The 19,379-nt window shown below is 61.1% G+C and carries 16 protein-coding genes; 11 read left to right on the top strand and 5 right to left on the bottom strand.

Annotated features, from left to right (window positions below):
• Window positions 1–194: 194 nt before the first annotated feature.
• Together LDO54_RS13200 and LDO54_RS13195 are read right to left on the bottom strand one after the other, a co-directional pair.
• Window positions 195–1,952, bottom strand: coding sequence for a transposase (locus LDO54_RS13200; RefSeq protein ID WP_224010930.1), 1,758 nt, complete (start codon window positions 1,950–1,952; stop codon window positions 195–197).
• Window positions 1,949–2,623 (bottom strand): hypothetical protein, encoded by a 675-nt coding sequence (locus tag LDO54_RS13195; RefSeq protein WP_224010929.1) that lies wholly within the window; start codon window positions 2,621–2,623, stop codon window positions 1,949–1,951. Before LDO54_RS13195 ends, LDO54_RS13200 begins: the two co-directional genes overlap by 4 nt.
• 472 nt (window positions 2,624–3,095) lie before the next feature.
• Between LDO54_RS13195 and LDO54_RS13190 the strand changes: the two genes are divergently transcribed.
• A complete protein-coding gene (locus LDO54_RS13190) occupies window positions 3,096–3,404 on the top strand; it encodes a hypothetical protein (RefSeq protein ID WP_224010927.1) in 309 nt (102 codons plus the stop codon).
• 65 nt (window positions 3,405–3,469) lie between these two features.
• Entirely contained in the window at window positions 3,470–5,137 is a 1,668-nt protein-coding gene (locus LDO54_RS13185) for a phage integrase family protein (protein WP_290371076.1), read from the top strand.
• 222 nt (window positions 5,138–5,359) lie between these two features.
• Here LDO54_RS13185 and LDO54_RS13180 read toward each other — a convergent pair whose 3' ends face one another.
• From LDO54_RS13180 to LDO54_RS13170, 3 genes are all read right to left on the bottom strand, one after another.
• Window positions 5,360–6,031 (bottom strand): hypothetical protein, encoded by a 672-nt coding sequence (locus tag LDO54_RS13180; RefSeq protein WP_224010925.1) that lies wholly within the window; start codon window positions 6,029–6,031, stop codon window positions 5,360–5,362.
• A gap of 616 nt (window positions 6,032–6,647) precedes the next feature.
• Complete coding sequence (locus LDO54_RS13175) at window positions 6,648–7,616, bottom strand: ParB/RepB/Spo0J family partition protein (RefSeq protein ID WP_224010923.1); 969 nt, start codon at window positions 7,614–7,616, stop codon at window positions 6,648–6,650.
• Window positions 7,613–8,833 (bottom strand): ParA family protein, encoded by a 1,221-nt coding sequence (locus LDO54_RS13170; protein WP_224010921.1) that lies wholly within the window; start codon window positions 8,831–8,833, stop codon window positions 7,613–7,615. Before LDO54_RS13170 ends, LDO54_RS13175 begins: the two co-directional genes overlap by 4 nt.
• A gap of 855 nt (window positions 8,834–9,688) precedes the next feature.
• On the opposite strand from LDO54_RS13170, the gene LDO54_RS13165 reads away from it, so the two are divergent.
• From LDO54_RS13165 to LDO54_RS13125, 9 genes are all read left to right on the top strand, one after another.
• The gene (locus LDO54_RS13165; RefSeq protein ID WP_224010919.1) at window positions 9,689–11,188 is read left to right on the top strand and encodes a replication initiation protein; all 1,500 of its coding nucleotides are present in this window, start codon (window positions 9,689–9,691) and stop codon (window positions 11,186–11,188) included.
• A 572-nt stretch (window positions 11,189–11,760) separates the two neighbouring features.
• Window positions 11,761–12,465: a type IV secretion system protein gene (locus LDO54_RS13160; RefSeq protein WP_124262176.1), complete on the top strand. Its 705-nt coding sequence runs from the start codon at window positions 11,761–11,763 to the stop codon at window positions 12,463–12,465.
• Window positions 12,462–13,385, top strand: a complete 924-nt coding sequence (locus LDO54_RS13155) for a TrbG/VirB9 family P-type conjugative transfer protein (RefSeq protein ID WP_224010917.1) — start codon at window positions 12,462–12,464, stop codon at window positions 13,383–13,385. The genes LDO54_RS13160 and LDO54_RS13155 overlap by 4 nt, the downstream gene beginning before the upstream one ends.
• A gap of 2 nt (window positions 13,386–13,387) precedes the next feature.
• Window positions 13,388–14,665 carry a TrbI/VirB10 family protein gene (locus LDO54_RS13150; protein ID WP_224010916.1) on the top strand — a complete coding sequence of 426 codons (1,278 nt, stop codon included), beginning with the start codon at window positions 13,388–13,390 and terminating at the stop codon, window positions 14,663–14,665.
• Window positions 14,666–14,681: 16 nt separating this feature from the next.
• Window positions 14,682–15,482, top strand: a complete 801-nt coding sequence (locus LDO54_RS13145) for a transglycosylase SLT domain-containing protein (protein WP_224010914.1) — start codon at window positions 14,682–14,684, stop codon at window positions 15,480–15,482.
• The gene (locus LDO54_RS13140; protein ID WP_224010912.1) at window positions 15,479–16,720 is read left to right on the top strand and encodes a hypothetical protein; all 1,242 of its coding nucleotides are present in this window, start codon (window positions 15,479–15,481) and stop codon (window positions 16,718–16,720) included. Before LDO54_RS13145 ends, LDO54_RS13140 begins: the two co-directional genes overlap by 4 nt.
• Entirely contained in the window at window positions 16,720–17,142 is a 423-nt protein-coding gene (locus LDO54_RS13135; RefSeq protein WP_224010910.1) for a lytic transglycosylase domain-containing protein, read from the top strand. Before LDO54_RS13140 ends, LDO54_RS13135 begins: the two co-directional genes overlap by 1 nt.
• A 3-nt stretch (window positions 17,143–17,145) precedes the next feature.
• Window positions 17,146–17,736: a toxin co-regulated pilus biosynthesis Q family protein gene (locus LDO54_RS13130; RefSeq protein ID WP_224010908.1), complete on the top strand. Its 591-nt coding sequence runs from the start codon at window positions 17,146–17,148 to the stop codon at window positions 17,734–17,736.
• Between the two features lie 4 nt (window positions 17,737–17,740).
• Window positions 17,741–19,375: a type II secretory pathway protein gene (locus LDO54_RS13125; protein WP_224010906.1), complete on the top strand. Its 1,635-nt coding sequence runs from the start codon at window positions 17,741–17,743 to the stop codon at window positions 19,373–19,375.
• The last annotated feature ends 4 nt before the right edge of the window (window positions 19,376–19,379 follow it).

Below are 19,379 nucleotides of genomic sequence, written 5' to 3'. Positions count from 1 at the left end.
GGCGCAGGCTGAGCCGCGCTCATGGGCATTGCCTTGCCCGGCAGGGCCACGTTTGGGCTGCCGCCCGGTTCAACTGCCGGCTCAACAGGAACGCCCTTTGGCAAGGTGTGGGCCTTCGCGCGGTCGGCCAGCATCCGCGCGAGATCGTTCGCGTCGCGCGTATGCCGCCGGGCCTGGTCCCGCTTCCACGCAAACTACACGCCAACCGGATCGTCACCTTCACGCCAGGCGAGCTTGCGCTGGCGCATCAGGGAAAAGATCTCCTGCCTGACGCGAAGCGAATGCGGTGTGAAACACCACGGGCGAGACGCGGTCAGCACGCCCAGCTCCGCCCCGTTCATGAAGAAAGCGTGCAGGTGCCGGATGTCCTTCACGTTGAAGTAGATGCGCAACTGCTGGCCAATCATCCCGGTCATGCCCGACAGAAGGCGGCTGTCGTAGCGCACGTATTCGAAGTTGATGTGGGGCCGCACGCCGCGGGCGACGTTGCCACGAACAGTGACCATGCGCGCCTCCTGCAGCAGGCACAACGTGCTGCGCCGCGCTTCGGGCAGCGTACGCAACATGCCTTCGCCTCGTTCAAGCTGGAACTGCATCGCCTCAAGCGGCGTACGGCCACCGAGCCCTGCGTGCGGCTCACCGTTGTAATTGGCGAGCACAACGTCGATCACATCCTCAAGCTCGTCCAGTGTCATCATCAATGATGTGTCGCCCCCGATATCACTGAGTGCGCGCTCGACCGATCGGGGGTCACGTCCGGTGGAGGCTGGCAGGCGGTGAGCAAAATGCGAGGCGAGTCGATCGAAGAATCGCTCGATAAATGCGCGCTCATTCTTTTCGCCGGGCGGCCCGTTGTCAGTTGCGCAGCCGACTACCGCCGTCAGACGCTCGAGCGTCGCCTTCGCCAGGTGCGCCCTGGCCGCGTCGAAGCGCAGCGTGCGCCAGCACGCCCACGCGGTCTGCGGAATCACCGCCGACGGGAAGCCGCCCCCTGAACGAACACGCAGAGCGGCGATCGCCGGTTCGCGAGGCACATGCGGCACCAGCGCGGCCTGCAGTGCCTGCGCGACGTCGTCACTGTTGTATTCGCGCCCGTGTGAAATGGCGTATCCGATCACCGCGCGGCTTGCTACATCAAGCAGCACCAGTACCCAGATCCGGTGCAGGACCAGCAGCGTTTCGAAACCGAACGGATCATCAATGCGCAGCGTCAGCCGGACATCGAGTTTGTGACCATCGAACTCCACGACATCCCAGGGAAACGTCGCGGCCTTTCGCACATCGCCCGAATCCGCTTGCCACTGGTGCCCGATCTGCCGGGCACCGGCAGCGCGAGCCGCAGCGGCGAACTCGCGGTTCGCAAGCTTGCGCACGTGCGTCGCCAGCGAGCGTTCGCCGAGATGCTTCTGGTTGAAGGGGTACTCATGCGGCTGGATGCCATTCTCCCGGCACTGCTCCAGAAAGCCTGCGTGCAGCCGCCACAGTTGCCGCGGGACTTCCTCGAGCCTGGTCATTTTTCGGCTGCGCGCCGCAACCTTTCGCGCTATCCAGCGTTCAATCTCTGGATAGCGGCGCAGTAACTGGTCGAACGCACCGCTTGCGGCGCTCTTCGATGACCCCGCTACCCGGGCACAACGCTCATAGGGGCGCGTATGCAGCCAGGGCAAAAGCGCACGGCATCCATAAATCCGGCTGTCCTCATGAGGGGCGATGCACCGTTCGAACAGCCGGTAGAGATCGTTGATGCGCACGCCGGTCTCCCGGCCGATCTCCCGCAGGGGGACAGCCGCGTCGAGGAACAGCGTCATCGCACGAACCCGTCTCAAGAAAAGCGGGCGCGCCCGCTCGCCAAGTGCACTGTCATCGGCGCCGGGCCACTGGCTGATATCGGCGATCTCGGGCGGTATCGAGCGACGGTCAAAGCGTAGCGAGCCGAAGGTCATCGATTTCATCGCGCCACCAGATGGCTGCTGGGCCCGAGCGGCTGCGATGCGATCGTGGGACAGGCGAGCCGGTCCTGCAGGATGAGGGAGAAGGCCGTCGTTCGCACAACGGCCGGATCAATCTGGTCGAACTGTTGCTCGAGTACGGCAAGCGAAAGTCCGCTTTCGCACGCGCTCAGGATGGTGGTCCGAAATTCGGCGACTGTGGCGAGTGGGCGGGCTGCGACGTACTGCAGCATCGTCAGCCGGTTCTGGCAAAGCATCTCGCTGTCGTTGAGATCGTCCGGCGAAATGATGCGTAGCGCGATCGAGCGCGCTCTCCCCCAAGCCTCAAGCGCCGGGCAGGGGCCGGCACCCTGCCCTGCCGATTGACCCGACGGCAACCGGGCCACGAGATAAAGGTGCTCACCACCGTTCGTTTCGACCCAGAAGTCGGCAGGCCTGCTCCGCCCCGGGACCGGTATCGGTCGTTCGCAATAGGTGAGCACTTGTGGGTCGGCCTCGAGACGCAGCCATAGCTGCAACGCCTCGCGTCCGAACAGCGTCAGCCGCCGTCCGATCTTTGGACCGAACACGTCGAAGCGGTGCGAGCCATGCGGCCGCAACGGGGTCACTGCCTTGTGAAAACGTGCCGTGCGCATCGCATTACTCCTGCGGACGATGTTCACGTTGTAGTACACGAATCCCACCAGGTGAATGATTGAGAAGATCCGGCCGCCGGTCGGCCACTATTGCGCCACCGAATTACAGATCACGTAACGATCAATACACCTTAGGCCTTATCCGACTCGCGAGGAAGCATCTCGCACATTCAGGGCGGAATTTTCGGGGCGGAAACGCGCGGTTTCGTGGAACATCGCCCTTAAAAATCGCCAGATCCCCCGACAGTACTGGCTTTGGAGGGATATTCTCTTGTCTGGTCGATGTTTCACGAAATCGCCCGTTGCAGCCCAACCATGCCTCAAGAATTCAGTTTTTTACTTCTCTCAACCGAGGTTTCAAATATTCACTTCTGGCGCCGCTGAAGCGATTCTTGTTCTGGCGGGAAGTTGAAACCGCGAGTGCGGGCTGATCGATGCGCGTCGACTGGAACGAGTTTTCCTTCATCGGACGGATGACGACACGTCGCCGCATCTGCGCCTCGTGCGCGACATGCCCGCGCTCACGCCGGCCGCCAGTGCGATAGTCGCGTCGATCGTGCGGCGCTACGGCCCGGAACTCTTCTCGACGCACACGAAGGTGTTGCGCAACCTCGTTCATTTCGGACCGGTGCGTTACGCGCAGATCGTGCTCGGACTCATGGAGGACGTCGCAGCCAGGGCCGAAATCGCCGCCCTTGGCGCGGAATTCGAGCGGATCTTCGAGCGGCATCCGTCGACCGGCTATGCCGCCGCGCGCCTCGCGCTGCGGGCCATGGGGCTACCCGCCGGAGATGGCTCCCGTCCTGACAGCCCCGGTTAAGCGCCGTGAGGCGCCCGCCCTGATTAGAATTCCCTGATTGTTAGTTGCACTAATGAGATAGTCGCATGCCTGAAAAGCTTGATCTGCAGCGTCAGTACACGGCAAAAGACTTCGCCGCTCTGCGCGCGTTCGTGCAGCGCCTGCCGTCGGCGATCATCGCCCGCACCTACTTCAACGAGGACGACGACCCGCACGCGGCCACGCCCGGCGCAATGGAGCGCTACCTGCGCGACATGCTGGCCACGCTGGTCGCAATGGCGATCGAGCACGGCTCGCCGGTGCTGGCCGACCACCTAAAGGCCTCGATCAAAAAGCACGGTAGCGCACGACTCACGGCCGCGTCGCTCAAGATGGTCGAAGAGGCTGCTCGCCTCGCTGTCGCGAAGCCGGCCGCCACGCATGGGATCGGTATGTGGTTCCGGCCGATGGTCGCGCGATATCTGAAGGCGCGCGGCGTGGCGACGCTTGGCGATCTGGTGGCGTACTGCAATGCCCGAGGCGGCAGCTGGTGGCGCTCAGTGCCCCGCGTCGGCCCGGGGCGCGCGCGCGCGATCGTCGCGTGGCTGCGCCGTCATGAGGACTCGCTCGCCCTGCGTGTCGACGCCGACGTGGATCTCATCGATCCCCTCGTCGCCCCCGACCACGACATCATCGCGATTGGCGGTGCTAGCGGCGTGCTCGTTCCGCTTGAGCGCATGGCGCTGCGGGAGGTGCTGGACGGCTCGGCGGGCCTGAACCGCTCGGTGGCTTTCCCGTACATTGCCGCACGCAACGATCTGGCCGCCGTGCGGGCCTGGCTGCATCTTTACCGGGATCGCCCGAAAACGCTGCGCGCCTATACGAAGGAAGCCGAACGCTTTCTGCTGTGGGCTGTTACCGTTCGCGGCAAGGCGCTCAGTTCGTTGCTCGTCGACGACTGCGAAGCTTACAAGGACTTCCTGAAGCTCCCCGCACCGTCGTTCGTCGGGGCGCGCGCCGCCCGTTCGTCACACCGGTGGCGCCCGTTCGCAACCGAGGAGCTGAGCCCCGAATCGCAGCTGTACGCTGTTCGCGTCATGCGCGCGGCCTTCGCGTGGCTCGTCGACATGCGATATCTCGCGGGAAATCCGTGGAAAGGCGTACGCGACCCGGTGACAATCCAGCGGGAAGGCGAAATCCAGGTCGAGCGAGCCCTGGCGCCCGGACTCTGGGCAGATATCCGTGAGCACACGCGGCGGCAGAGTGCCCCCGCAGGAAACCAGCGCTGGCGTATCGTGCATGGCCTGATGCTGCTGATGGGCGACTCAGGTCTGCGGCGCGAGGAAGCCGCAGGCGCACGGCGCGAACGGCTCGAACCGTACCCGACGGATGACGGCCAGGAGGTCTGGGCACTGACGATCGTCGGCAAGCGAAACCGGGAGCGTACCGTGCCCGTGAGCACCGAGACGGTGACTGCGCTCCGCGCGCACTGGCAAGACCGTGGCGAGCAATTCGATGCGCCGAAACCGGAGGGCCCCCTGCTCTCGCCGCTCGTTATTCCCAGGACTAAGGCTGCCCAAAAAAAACACCGGTCAGGCGAACGACAGGCGTATCGACCGGACACCTTCAACGAAATCATCGACTGGCTACGCAAGCGCCTGCTCGCTGAGCTTGAGAATCTTTCGCCCGCGACACACGCGCAGCTCGAACAGATGACGCCTCATGCTTTCCGGCACACGTTCGGCACACTTGCGGCGGCCAACGACGTGCTATAGACGTTGTCCAGCGCGTGCTAGGCCACCGGTCGATCCAAACCACGTCGATCTACCTGCAGGCCGAAAAACGTCGGATGATGAATGAGGTTAGCGCGATGTTCGGGCGCCGGGACGCCAAGGAAGCGGCGTCTCGCGACGAAGGACCGACTGAGCTGCGCACTGAGGTGTCGGACCGCTGAGCCCCGATGGTGCGGCTCCCGAGTCTCGACCGAGGTCGCGTTTTCACTGCGACCGTTTCATAGACTCCGGGCTACGGTCCAATCGTCTTCCGTTGGACATCTGATCCATTTCGCTCCGGAGCTGCTCGTACTGACCGAGCATCGCTGCTGCCGCCTCAGCCTCAAGAGTCACCTCAAACATCGTAATCGCGGTTGATAGATAGTTTTCCAGCTTCCCAAGATGGGGAAGAAGCCGCCCAATCTCGGGAAGCTCAACACGCAGAGTCCGCTTGTCGCGCGACAACCGCACTTGCACTTTCGTGACTTTGCGGTTCGGCAAACGGTTTGTGATGAGAATTTCCAAGACATCGTCGACCGCGTTATAGCCTAGCGCTGAGGCATGTTTGGCACGGTCGATAATTTCTCGCTCGCCAAGATGTTCGATCGCGCTCAGCAAAAGATCGCCCGCCCGGAATGTAAGGCGATCTGGACCACCCAACGCAGCGACGATGGAGTCAGGAATACGCGCTAAGGCGATGGCCCGTGAGACATTCGAATTTGAAACCTCCAAAAAGTCGGACATGCTTTTCTGACTAGGCCAAAGACGCCGCGAAAGCATGGCGCGATAGAAATGCCCGATCTCGTAGTGAGATGCCCCTTGTGCGCGCATGCCTGAATGAACGCGTTTAGCGGTGAGGCGGTTCGGAATGGATTGGGATTCAAAGAGCGTGGGCATGTGTTTCTCGATCGAAGTAGCTGGTGTCCGATAGTGTCCGCCCGCCAACGTTGTCAAGCATGTCGGCCCGAAAATGTTGGCTGACTTCTTTTTCGACTATTTCGACGCGGTCGCGGTCGATCTGAAGGCGCCGCTGGCACGCCTTTGAATCCCCACCAAGCTGTAGGTCGGTTTTGGGCGGTCTCTCGCGCGGAAGGAAAAGTCGCGACCCGTTCGTCCTAACCTAGACTTACTAGATGCAAACTCCGGGATAATCCCGGAGTAACGAAGAGACGGAAGCAAAACTCCGGGATAATCCCGGAGTTTCGTCGCCATCCGATCCTAGCCCCGGGACAAGGCCGGACTGCAGCGTGCCCTCAAAGCGGAAAGTGTGCCTTTTAGGCACCCCCATCCCATCCCCCTACACTCCTGAAAGATCGTTCACGACAGTTCCTTTGCGATGCCAGATTCAGCCGGTCTGCGCTTCATAGAGTGTGCCTTTTAGGCACACATGCAGCCAGGCCCGGAAAGAGTCGTGGCGCATTGAGACATACGTTCTCGACCGGCGTCAAAGCCGATCAAACCCAAGTCCGGGCGAAAAAAAACCCGCTAACGCGGGCTTTTCCATGTATCTAGATTACTCTCCGTCGCCGGTGAAAAACTCACTGAGCAACTGTCGTATTCTCGACTCTTGCGCATCCGATAAAAGGCCCGCCTTGATCTTAACGGTAAACCCATGAACGTCCTTCGTGATACTCCCAGCTTGCGCTTTCCCGGAGAAAAACTTGTCAATCGTGCGGTCGGAAGCTGTAGCTCTAGAATGTCTCCGAGAGACGAGAGCCGTAACTGCGCCCGCAAATTTTGACTGATCGAGGCTTCCTCTCACCAGATCCGGCCACAATTCTTCAGCCGCTTTAACGCCTTCATCACCGTGCTTTTTAATCGCGGCAGAGATAGCATCCGACGCGTTGCTTCCCAAAAGCGACGGATTCAAATCCAAGTCACGAGTCATGAAAGCAGGCAGCATCGAAAACGACATGTACTTGTAGAGACCGCGTCGACTCAGCCCGACCGCCTCCGCTAAACGGGTCCGGTTTGGAAATTCTCGTTCCGTTGCTCGCAAGGAAAGGGATATCTCATAGTCAGTCAAATCGTCCCGACTGATGTTCTCCATAAGCGCGAGCACAGACATGTCCTGATCAGAGCACTCAACGACGAGGCCCTTGATCATCTCGCGGTTGAGCAACTTGTGCGCACGCCACCGTCGCTCGCCTGCCACGATCTGATACCCGGTTTCTGAGCGACGAACGACAATAGGCTGAAGCAACCCTGATTCGCGAATCGATTCGGCCAACTCCGTGAGCTTGTCTTCATTGAAGACACGCCGGGGCTGCCAAGGGTTGGGAACTACCGCCGAGACCGGAAGTTCAGTCGCCCCGCCTGCGGCCTCAAGCTCTTGCACACGCATTTGCGCGACCGCAAGCGCCCCAGCTAGCCCTGGGGCAGTCTCAGTGCGTGCGGCTCTGCGGCTGACGTCAGGTGTCCGCTCGGCAGTGGAGCGTACACCGCTTGTTTTCGCAAGGAGTTCTTCTCGAAGTTTGCTCATGATGCTTGTTTCCAGGTTTTAACAAACTGTTCATCCACCCAACGGCAATAGTCGACGAGAGGCTGGCGAACACGTTGCAGTGACTTCGCCTGGCTGTGATTGCTGCTAATGTCAAAGACGGTTGTGAAAGCCAGAGCGCCGGAACTCATTACCGAACTAGCGGGTACTTCAAAAGGGTCTAGCCATTGCCGATAGGCGCCCTGCGCCCAGGTCCGGACCACGGGTGCCGATGAAGTCGGCCCGTAATTCACCCTCGTCAGCAACACCGAGACAAAGTCGTATTTCTTGTCTGCCTCGAACCGGATGAATGATTTCGCGACATCAGAAAACAGCCGCCAGAACGACAGCGAACTGAAAAAATCGAGGTTCTCCGGCACCATCGGCATTACCATCGCATCCGCGGCCATCAGCGCGTTGAGGTTCAAATAGGACAGCGACGGTGACGTGTCCAGAATAATGTAGTCATAGTATCTGCGGAGCGGCTCTAGGCCATCGCGTAAAACGCGCCAAAACTTAAAACCCGGTGTCCTCATTTGCATCGCTGGCAAGTGGTACTCAGCGCCGACGAGTTCCGTGTGCGCCGGGATGATATCCAGCCCGTCCCAATAGGTCGACTGCACGCGATTCAGCAATCCCCCCTCAACGTTCTGATCGTAGATGTATGGAAGAACGGTGGACTCGGGCGACACCTCCTTCTCGGCATAAAGACCGCAAAGCTCCGATAGAGATGCTTGCGGATCCAGATCAACGACGAGAACCTTTCTTCCTCTTAGCGTCAGGCCTTGGGCAAGACACATTGCAGTCGTCGTCTTCGCGCTACCGCCTTTGAGCTGAGAGGTGATGATCACCTTCCCTTGGTAATCATCGCTCGGTCCCGCTAAAAGTGGAGTCTGGTATATGTCCGAAATGCGCTGCACCCACACCCGCGCTTCGGCCAAGGTGAAAAGTCGGCTGCGGCTCCGACCTGTGCCGGTGCTAGTACCTTCCGGAAGCACACCGTCGTTCTTCGAAATCTGGTACTGCACTTGATTGCGCGTGAGTCCGCACAACTCCGCTACCTCGCCCGTTGTGAACACCGGGGGATTTTTTCGCGGCCTTGGGGCAAGTATTCGATCACGCAGCTCCGAGGCGTAGTCAGTCACGACCTCCGCAAAGTCGCTGATTTCTTCGAGAGTGACCGTGCGGTCGATTGGAAGCGGTTGGCTGACATTTGCCATTTTCAGAGTTTCCAGAGAAAAATTGAGCTAAACGCAGGATACCGCAATCGGCAAGCTATTAGCACCCTTGCACTGTCAAATTGCCGGCGCAGTGAGCTTCACGAGTGATCGTTCCAGTAAATCAGTACCTCGATAGTAGGCAAACCGACTGTTGGCGATGTCAAAAGAGGTACAAAATCCATCACCTTTCCGAGCGCTGGGCCATCCGTAGGGTGAGAGAAAATGTGGCAATTCTTCTACCCGATCAAAGGAGTGGCTTTCCGCAGAAAGCCTAGATCCTCCGCAGCAGGGTAAAGGTGAGAGATTTTGTACGCCTTTAGGCCTGAATTGGGAGAGCGAGATCGCAAGAACGTCCGATCGGCGTGGAAGTCGTGGGAGGCAAGGGGTGACCCGCCTTCAGGAGCCGGATCCACCTTTCGTAGGTAAGTTAGTTTTTTTATTAAAAGACCGACAAACAAACATACAGGGAAAACAGAAACCACGTGAAATCAAATAGTTATCCGCTAAAGGTGATAGATTTTGTTCTGCGGGTGAGACTTATTGTTCTCGCGCGGTGAGAGACGATGTACCAAAGGTGAGACGTTATGTTCGCTTAACGTGAGAGATGGTGTACCTGCGTGGGCGCCCCCGTGAGTTCGCCGTTCGATCCCTGTGGACAACGACGATAAATCCCATAAAAACAACCATCTACGTGTCGTGTAGTGCGACGTTAGGTGAGAGATATTGGGCCTGACGGTGAGAGACTATGTACCGAAGGGAGAGTCGGTTTCAAGGTGAGATGGATCTTTGGGGTTTCTCACCGTCGCGTGCTAAAGTACTTTTGTTAGGGAGTGACCAGAGAGTAAGGAGTCGTTGATGGCAAGTTTTGAGCAGAGCGTGACACCCCTCCAGTATGCGCTCGACTTATTTGTCGAAAGCGCGCCGATACGGGCCGGTATACACGAGCTTGAAACGTCGTCAGACATCGGATACCAAAAGAACCAAGTGTTTGCGCGCATCGTAGGGCTTGGGTTGTCGGCACGTCGTTTCGTAGATGCTGCGTATTTCATCGTTGCGCAGGAACCGGAGATCAAGGACGCGTATGAGGTGACGCTGAGCTTTTTCAAGTGGCTTATGCGATATGACAGTAAAAACCGGGAGCATTTCTCAAGCGTAATCCGGAGCGTCAAATCATCGATGCTCGAAGTGACTAATGCGCCGGTTGTCTCCGTGGATCAGAAGGGGCGGCTCGTCGCAGAGGACTCTCAGCGCGGCCAAGAGTCCGATGTAGATGCTTCCGTGGTGGAATCGACAGACGTTCAAGAGGTTGGGGGGACACCCGAGGACGGGGATTGGTTAGAGCTTATCGGGCGGGTTAGCGTTCGCAACGGTCGCATAAGGTTTAGGGTTCCGATTGAGCTGCAGCGACTAATCAAAGACCCGCAGAATTCCTATTGGACCAGTCTGCTGGTGACATCGAAGTTCACGGTCATTTACGCGCGCGCGATCTATGACTATGTCCTTCCGATGCTCGCGTCGAATACGACGGTATGGCTTCCTATCGAGGTGATTCGAAACCTGCCAGGTCGCTCGTGGGCGAACCATGCAGAGTTCAAATATTTCAAGCGGGACTATCTTGAGCCCGCAGTAAAGCAAATCAACGAGCTATCGGATATTGAGCTTTCATATGAGACGAGAGCGGGCACACCTGGATCACGAAAACAAAATCAAATTCGACTGAAATTCAAACGGAAGGAGGGCGCTCTTGCTGTTAAGGCCGCGATGCTGAATTCGGTAGCGCTCTATCAGACACTGCAAGACGAGTTTGGACTTACCGAAAAGCAATTTTCACAAATTGAAAGTAATCGCGCATCTTGGACCGACGACCGCATTCAGCAGGCGATCGAATACACACGCTGGACCATTCGACAAGGTACGAAAGTCAAACGCGCGTCGGCATATTTGATGAAGGCACTCGCCGAAAATTATCGTGTGGCAGAAGCCGACAGACAGGTTGAGTCGATCCAAACAAGGTTGGCTGCCCAGTCACTCGCGGTAGAAGAAGCGAAGACATCCGCGCGTAGCGCTGCTGTGGCCAGCGTCGTCGCGGGAGATAAAGCGGCCGACGCGCGTCGTTCAGATGAAATCCTTCGAGCTCGCGAAATTTTCGCCGGACTCAACGAGAAGGAGCGTGAGGGTTTCGTAAAAAAATTCACAGCGCACAACAATATTCTTGGTATTCGTTGCATTGAACGTCAGGGCATGACCCCTGCGCAGATCAACGCGGCAAATGTATTGCAGTGGCCGGCCATCGCCGAAACGTTCTGCATTTTCATCGCTGGCGAATTGCGGAGGATGGCTTCCTCTGCGAGCTAAATCGAGAGTTCTGCGGCGAAGATCGGCACTGCCGAGAATCGCAACAGAGTATTGAGGCGCAGGTTAGATTCAGGCGAACGAGTGGTGATTTCGCCACCGGCCATATGAGGAAAATGCGTACATTTCCCCGTAGCGGAGTGTTGTTATTGTTGCGAATATTGGCTTTTAAGATATAGGGATTTGACCTGGCATGATGATTTTGTTGCGCAAATTGAATCAGAGTGACAGGCGCCTGTCGGGTGGTACACGGTTTTTTAAGCCAATATGATCCCGCAAGGTATTGATTCCAAAGTATTTGTTTGGAACGGCTGCGATAGCGGTTTCTGTGCAAAATTTGGGAAGCGAGTAACAGCCCGTACCGCCCGAATGTATCTACCCTGAATTAGCTACGACATTCGAAAAGCTACACAAAAACATCACCATTCCGCACTTACAGCGATAGGCGCCTGTCGCTCGCGCAAGTGCACGCTCCCCGCGCGCAATGGTATGCAAAATAGCTCGCCTTTTGCCCCAAAGCGTGGGGTGCCGCACTGATTCAATTGACGCGAACCAACTCGTCTTGCGCGCGCGTCATGCCTCTCTTGCGTCGTTCCAAAAAGCAGATCGCCCTGTCCACCGCTCCGGGCGGCTACTCCGAAGAAGATCCCGAAAAGATCATCTTCGATAAAGGCACGCGCCTGCGTGTCGAAGCGAACCACTGGAAGCTCTTCTGCTTTGTGCTCGCGGCCATCGCCGGCGGGGCAGTGTGGACCCGGCAGCCGCCGCCGTCCGTGGTGAAGGCATACGGCGTGTCCGCCGATGCGGGTGGACACCCGCTCGTTCGCCAGCTCGCCGCCTACAAGCCCGACGATCAGGCGCTGAGGAAGTCCGTCTCCGAGTCGGTCGAATACTGGTTCACGATCGAGCCGGTCCTCACGCCGACCATCGAGACGTCGCGTCTTGCGCGCAACATCAACGCGGTCAAGGCGCAGATGGTGGACAACGGCAAGAACCAGTTTGCCGCCTGGCTCAAGCAGGACGCGCCATTCCAGACCATCACGGCCAACCCCAAGCTCGTTCGCGAGGTGAAGGTCATCAACGTGTCCGTCCTCGACGACTCGACCGTCGTTGTCGAATTCACGACGACGACTACCCAGTTCCCGTCGGACAAACCCGTTGAAGTGCGCTACGCGCTCACGCTGCGCTACCAGATCGTTCCGGCCAGCTCTGACGACGCGATCGGCACCAACCCCTTCGGGATCTTCTTCCCATTCTGGACGCTGCAAAAAACCGCATGACGAACCCGGCATCCCGCTCCCTCGTGCCGCTTGCCGCGCTCGTCTGCGCGCTCGCGATCTCCTTCCCCGCGCACGCCGCGCGCAAGACGCAGTCCCTGCAGACGCTCTCCGGCCCGCTCGATGTCGGCTCGATCATTGGCGACCCGATGAGTCCGGTGAACCCGTACAACACGGGTGTCGATCCGGTGACGATGCCCAACGACGCGCGCATCGTGGTCTTCAACTACAGCCGCGACCAGATTTTTCGTGTAATGGCCGCGCCCGCGAAGCTCACGACGATCGAGTTCGCCCCGGGCGAGAAGCTGGTCGGCGATCCGGCATTTGGCGACACGGTGTCGTGGACCTGGGATTCGGACAACGCGAACCACCTGTACATCAAGCCGATGCGGCCGTCCCTTGTCAACACGATGCACATCACGACGAACCTGCGCGACTACGACTTTACGCTCGTCTCTTCACCGGTCGGCGGCCTCTTCTACCAGAGCGTGCGCTTCCACTATCAGCAGTCGCTGCTGGAGAAGGCGCGCGCGCGTGCTGAGGCAGATGCGGGCGGGGCAGGTGGATCAGGTCAGGGCGCCGGACTGGACGCTGGCCCGGACGCGGGGCGCAGCGGCTCGACCGACTCGGGGCCGCTCGGCGTCTCGCCCGAGAAGCTCAATTTCGAATACACGGTGTCGGGCTCCGCGCCGTTCAAGCCCGAGACGGTGTTCGACGACGGCAAGTTCGTCTGGCTGCGCCTGCCTGCCGGCGCGCCGTTCGCTGTGCCGATCGTCAAGGATCACGGTGACGACGTCGCGCCGAATTTCATCCGTCGCGGCCCGTACATCGTCGTGCAGCAGCTCGCCGACAAGATCGTGCTGCGCGCCGGGAGCGACGACGTGACGATCACGCGCGGTCGCCGCGGCATCTTCGGGTTCTGAGCATGTCGAACCAGAACCCCCAGGCGACCGACCAGGAGCGCGTCACCAAGGGCAAGTCGCCGCGCGGCGCGCTGCTCGCCGTCGGCATGCTCTTCGCGCTCGTCATCGGCGGCCTTGGCTTCTACTACCAGTCGAAGGAAGCGAGCCAGGCCGATGCGGACGCAAAGGCCGAGAAGGCCGCAAAGATGGCGGCGTCGGTCGATCACACGCATAGCGGCGAAGACATCGACAAGATCATCCAGGACCAGCAGGCCGCCGCGCGCGAAGCCGAACGCAAGGCGCGGGCGGCGGCCGGCGCATCCGCGCCCACACAGACTTCGAAGCCGACGCTTTCGGTGGACCAGTTCGCGAAGGAAACGACATCGCCCAATCTCGGCACCCAGGCGAACGTTGACGCGATCTACGCTTCGCCCATCTTCACGCCGGGCAAAAAGATCAGCGAGCAGCAGAATGCGCAGTCGACCGGCCAGGCCGGTGTTCAGGGCGTGATGACGCCCGCGCAGATGGCGATGCAGGCGGCCGCGGCGCAGCAATCGGCGACGGGCGCGGCTGAAGCCCAGGCCAGGGCGCTGAGCGCGGCCATGGGGCAGGGCAACACGGCTTCGACGACCTCGTCGGCCCAGCGCGATATCCAGTTCATCAAGGATGTGAAAGCGCAGTCGGCGTCGGGCGAAGGGTTCTCGAGTGCCGGGTTCGTGGGCCAGTCGGGCGCGTGCACGCTCTCGCCGCCGCATCACATTCCGGTGCTTGTCATGGAGGGCGAGAATTCGGACCGCCCCGGTACGGCCGCGCTGATGGTCGAACAGGACGTCTACGACAGCGTCACGGGCACGTGTCTGATGGTCCCGAAGGGCACGATGATCACTGCACCGTACCAGAGCGATATCAAGGTCGGTCAGGAGAGCATCCTCGTGGCCGCCACCGAGATGCGCCTGCCCAACGGCAAGCAGGTGCCGCTCTATGGCGCACAGGGTGCGGACCAGAATGGCTATGCGGGCTTCTCGGGTGACGTCAACAATCACTTCTGGACGATCTATGGCGCGTCGTTCCTGACCGCCATCCTGCTCAACCATTTCGACGGCAGCGATACCAGCTCGACAACGAGTGGCCCGTATGGTGTCACGCAGGTCGGCAACACGGCCGGGCAGGTGGCCGCGCAAACGTCGCAGTCGATCCTCAGCCGATACCAGAACATTCCACCCACGATCACGATCAAGCCGGGTCAGCGCTTCATGATCAAGGTGAATCGCGACATTCACCTGGAGCCGTACCGTGGCTAGGCGCGCGCTCGCATTCATGTCCCTCGCGCTCGCGATAGCTGTTAGCGCGCATGCCGCTGCGGCTCCAGGTCCGTCGATCACCCAGGTCATCAGCCCGGTGTCCCTCGTGCTCGGTTCGGGTAGCGCGCGGGAGGTCGCCACGCTGGACGGCAAACCGGTGCTTTATTGCGGGCTCACGCCGTTCGAGACGTGGGCCGCGCCGTTGCTGGGGCAGCCGGTTCGCAGCACACCCGACGCGGGCATGACGGTGTCGGTCGACGGGCGTGACGAGTCGCTCGCCGGCTTGATGGTTCGCAGTGGCTGGCTGCAACCCGCCGAACTGGATGACGACGCGCTCGCTGCGATGACCGAAGGCCGTGGCGGCTGGGCGTGCGCGAGCGTGGTCACGCCGTTCGAGCTGCTGCACACCAGTGTCGATCCGAAGGTGCTCGCAGGCATTGCGCTCAACGAGTCGGCCTATAACGGTCGCGCGTGGCCGTGGACGCTAAATGTCGCGGGCCGGGGCTTCTTCTTTCGCACGCGCGAGGACGCGTATGGCGCGATGCGCGCGCTGATCGCGGCCGGCCGTTCCGACTTCGATGTCGGAATCCTTCAGATCAACTGGCGGTACCACCACCAGCGCTTTGCGTCGCCCTGGGACGCGCTCTCGCCCGCGACGAATGTGCGCGTGGCCGAATCCATCCTCAACGAGAACTACCAGAGCACGCGCTCGGTGGCGAAGGCGATCGCGTACTACCACAGTGCGAACCCGGCACCGGGCAGCGCGTATCTCGCGCGTTTCGTGCGCCACCTCAACCAGATTAATGCAGGCCTATGAAGCAGACCGCTAACCGCCTCGCGATCCTCGGCGCGCTCCTGGCTGCGTCCTTCGCTGCGCCATTCGCGAGTGCCGCCAACACCGACCCGTTCGACTTCGACTACGAAGTCGTGGGCGGCATCGCCGAGCGGCCCGCGCTGATTTTCAACGACGGTTCGAAGACCTACATCCAGCCGCGTGCGGGGCAGGCCATCACCGTCGCAGGCAGTCATCCCGAAGGCCCCTATATCGTGGTCGATGGCACGCCTGCGTCGATCCAGTACAGCGTGTCCGGCCACACCGCAACCGCGACGTGGAACCGCGCGAACAGCTTCATCGGCGGGCACGGCATCGTGCCCGGTTCGGGCGACGACCAGCCGGTGGCGTTCGCCGGTTTCAGCGGGCGCCTGGCGCTCATCGGCGAGCACGGTGCGCTCGATCCCGTGCGCAACCTGAACGCAAACATGCCGGTGGCGGCGACGGTCAAGGCACTCGTGCCGCAGGGCTGGAGCGGAACGGCGCAAAAGGACGTAGACCTGACCGCGGCGACGCGCTTCGAGACCCAGCCCGGCGAGAACTGGCTGCACGCGCTGGACCGTCTGATGAACGCGAGCGGCCTCTACGCCGATGTCGACTTTGACACGCGCCACGTGCGCCTGCGCCGTGATGTCGAGAAGTCCGGTGCGCTCAATTACGCGGTGGCCGCGTCGTCGCAGCCGGCCGCGACCGTTGCGACAAGAACGCATGATGTGTCCGCGCCCGAGTCCCTGCTTGCGAAGTACTTCGGTGCCAACGCCATCCGCGATGGCGACGATACGCACACGCAGATCCGCTTCGCCGCGAAGCCGAAGGACCTCAAGTTCACGACGGCGGACGGCACGTCGCTGCATCCGAAATGGGATGCCGGTACGAACGTGATGACGATCGACCGGGCAGATCGCTTCGTCGTTGCCGACGCGACGAACCACGTCGAGGTCGCGCGCAATGCGGGCACGGTCTACGACTTTCCTGTGGGCAACGCCGCGCATCTCGAATCCGTGTTCGACGAGGGCGGCCAGACGTACTTCAAGTTCGCGCCCAGCGTGATCAACGTGACGGTTGCCGATGTCCATCACCTCGGTTCGGGCGAACAGAAGGGCCGCTACTTCATGTTCAACGGCACCTCCGAACAGTTCATCGTGACTGCCGACGGCCAGACCATCAGCGTGCTGCGCCGCCACGACGTGAAGTATTTCGAGCGTACGGGGGCGTCGTCGTGATGCGCCCGCTCTTTATCGCCACTGCCGCGGCTCTGGCCAGCGTCACGCCCTTCGTTGCACACGCCGACTGTCTCGACGACGCGGCGGCATTCCGCCACATCAACGTGCAGCTCGTGCGCGCGATCGCGAAACAGGAGTCGGGCATGCGCGCGGACGCCGTCAACGTGAACCGCAACGGCACCGAAGACATCGGCCTCATGCAGATCAATTCGTCATGGCTGCCAAAGCTCGCGCGCTACGGCATCCGGCGCGAGCACCTCTTCAACGCCTGTGTGAACGCCTACGTCGGCACGTGGATTCTCGCGTCCAACATCCGGCAGTTCGGTCCGACCTGGAAGGCCGTGGGCGCCTACAACTCGCCGACGAGTGCGCACCAGCTCGTCTACGCCAACTCGATCTATCGCCGCCTGCAGGGGCACTAAGCAATGAGAAAAATTCCCATCCTCGCGTCGTCCCTGCTGGCTCTCTGTTGCGCCACCGCTGCCGCCGCCGTCGAACCCGACCGGTCAAAGGTGCCCGCGCCCGCGGGCGATGGCTGGCAGGTGCTCGGCCCGGGCTCGCTCGCTGCCCCCGCGCCTGGCGGAGCATCGGCCCCGGTGCCTGCGTCGGCAGTGTCAGCTCCCGCGCCGCCCGCGGGCGTGGCCGCTGCGTCGAACGCGCCCGCCGCAATGCTCGCTTCCGCGCCGCTCGCGACGTCGACCGACGTGAAGTCTGTCGTTCTCCCTGGCGCGCCTGGCGGTGAGCCGGCCGGCACGATGACGTTCTCGATCACGCCGCAGTCGATGAACCTGCGCAATGCGCTGGATGCGTGGCTGCAAACGCTCGGCTGGCAACTCGCCTGGAAAATCGACGACGACCTGCCGGTTGAGTTCAACGCGACCTTCACCGGCGACTTCCGCTCCGTGCTCACGCAGGTGATGGAGGCCACCAACCATATGCGCACGCCCGCGCGTGTCTGCGAGCACACCAACAATGTCATCCGCGTGATCGCGCGCGCGGCGAACTGCAAGGACTGATCCGATGCGCCAACTCCGTCACCGCTCTCTCATTGCCGCCACCGTGGCTTCGGCGCTCCTGGCGACGCTTGCCGGTTGCGCTGTCACGCAGGGCGACGTGAACGACGCCTATAACCAGGCGAACCTCACGGCGTCTTCTGCCTACGGCGGCTTCGGGCAAGGCATTCCGCTCGTTGAGCTTGTGCCGAGCGCGTTCCTTGGCGATCGCCCGGTTCCGGTTGCCTACGAGGCGACGCTGCCCGCGATCTTCCGCGACAAGAAAGTCACCTTCCCGCCGAAGCTGGGCATCAGGACCATCGCGACCCTCGTGTCGAACGCGACGGGCTATCCGGTGCACGTGAGCCCGGACGTGTACATCCCGCGCGACTCGCTGATCCCGCGTCCGAGCAACGACGGCAAGACGACGCAGGCGATGGTGGGCGTGGGCCTGAAGACCACCGAAGAGCCCGTGTACGAGCAGCCTTGCGAGGGCTGCGGTGTTGGCCAGTACATGCACGACGTGACCGAAGACCTCGGTCTCGACTGGTCATTCGACGGCTCGACCATCAACGTCAGCCGCTTCGTCACGCGCATGTTCCAGATCGCAGCGATTCCGGGGAAGGTGTCGATCGAATCGAAGATGTCGAAGGGCACCGACACGTCGACCGGCAACCAGTCCACGGGCTCGACCGGCGGCTCGACCAACGACACGGGCTCGTTTTCGGCCGTGACGTCGACCGGCCGCAAGGGCGAGTTCGACCAGATCGCGAGCATCACAGCAGAACTGAATGACCTTCGCTCGCCGATGGGCAAGATCACCGTCAATCCGCAAAGTCGCCTCGTCATGGTGTACGACACGAAAGAAGCGGCCGACCGCATGGGCGCACTGCTCAAGAACGAAAACGCCATCTCGACGCGTCAGGTGGCATTGCGCGTGCGCACGATCCAGATCGCACTCAATCGTGGAACCCAGTCCGGACTGAATGCCGATGTGGTGTTCAACAGCATCCAGGGCGGCCTCGCGAAGTGGGCCGTGAGTTTTGCCTCGCCGACGTCGCTTGCCTCGGGCGGTGGCACGATGGGCTTCTCGGTGTTGCAGTCGAACGCGCCGTTCTCGGGCACGAACGCGGTCATTAACGGGTTGAACCAGTATGGCCGCACGGTCTCCGACAACACGATCACCAAGATGACATTGAACGGTCTGCCGGTGTCGGTGGCGAACTTCCAGTCGGACGACTATCTGCGCACGACATCGCCTTCGTCGGGGAGCCTCACGGGCACGTCGAGCGGCGTGGTGGGCCTCACGCCGGGCACGCTCACGACAGGCGACTTCCTGCACATCCTGCCCGCCGTGAACGATCACAACCAGATCGTACTCGCGTACTGGCGTGATTCGTCCAAGCAGAACGGACCCTTCACCACGGCGGGCGCGGGCTCGGGTCAAACCGCCCAGTCGATCCAGCTTGCGCACGTCATCGGCAACAAGGATGACCAGACGATTTCGCTCTCGGATGGCCAGACCGTCGTGCTCTACGGCGCGGTGACGGACACGGCGGACAGCACGACCAACGGCGGCCTTGCTGGTATCACGGGGACGTGGAACAAGTCGCGCACGTTCCAGATCGTGATGCTCACGGCCAGCGTTGTGCCTTCGATGTGAGCGC

Origin of the sequence: Paraburkholderia tropica, from assembly GCF_914484835.1 — a bacterium.
Classification (GTDB): Bacteria; Pseudomonadota; Gammaproteobacteria; order Burkholderiales; family Burkholderiaceae; genus Paraburkholderia; species Paraburkholderia tropica_A.
This window is presented reverse-complemented; position numbering and strand designations above follow the sequence as displayed.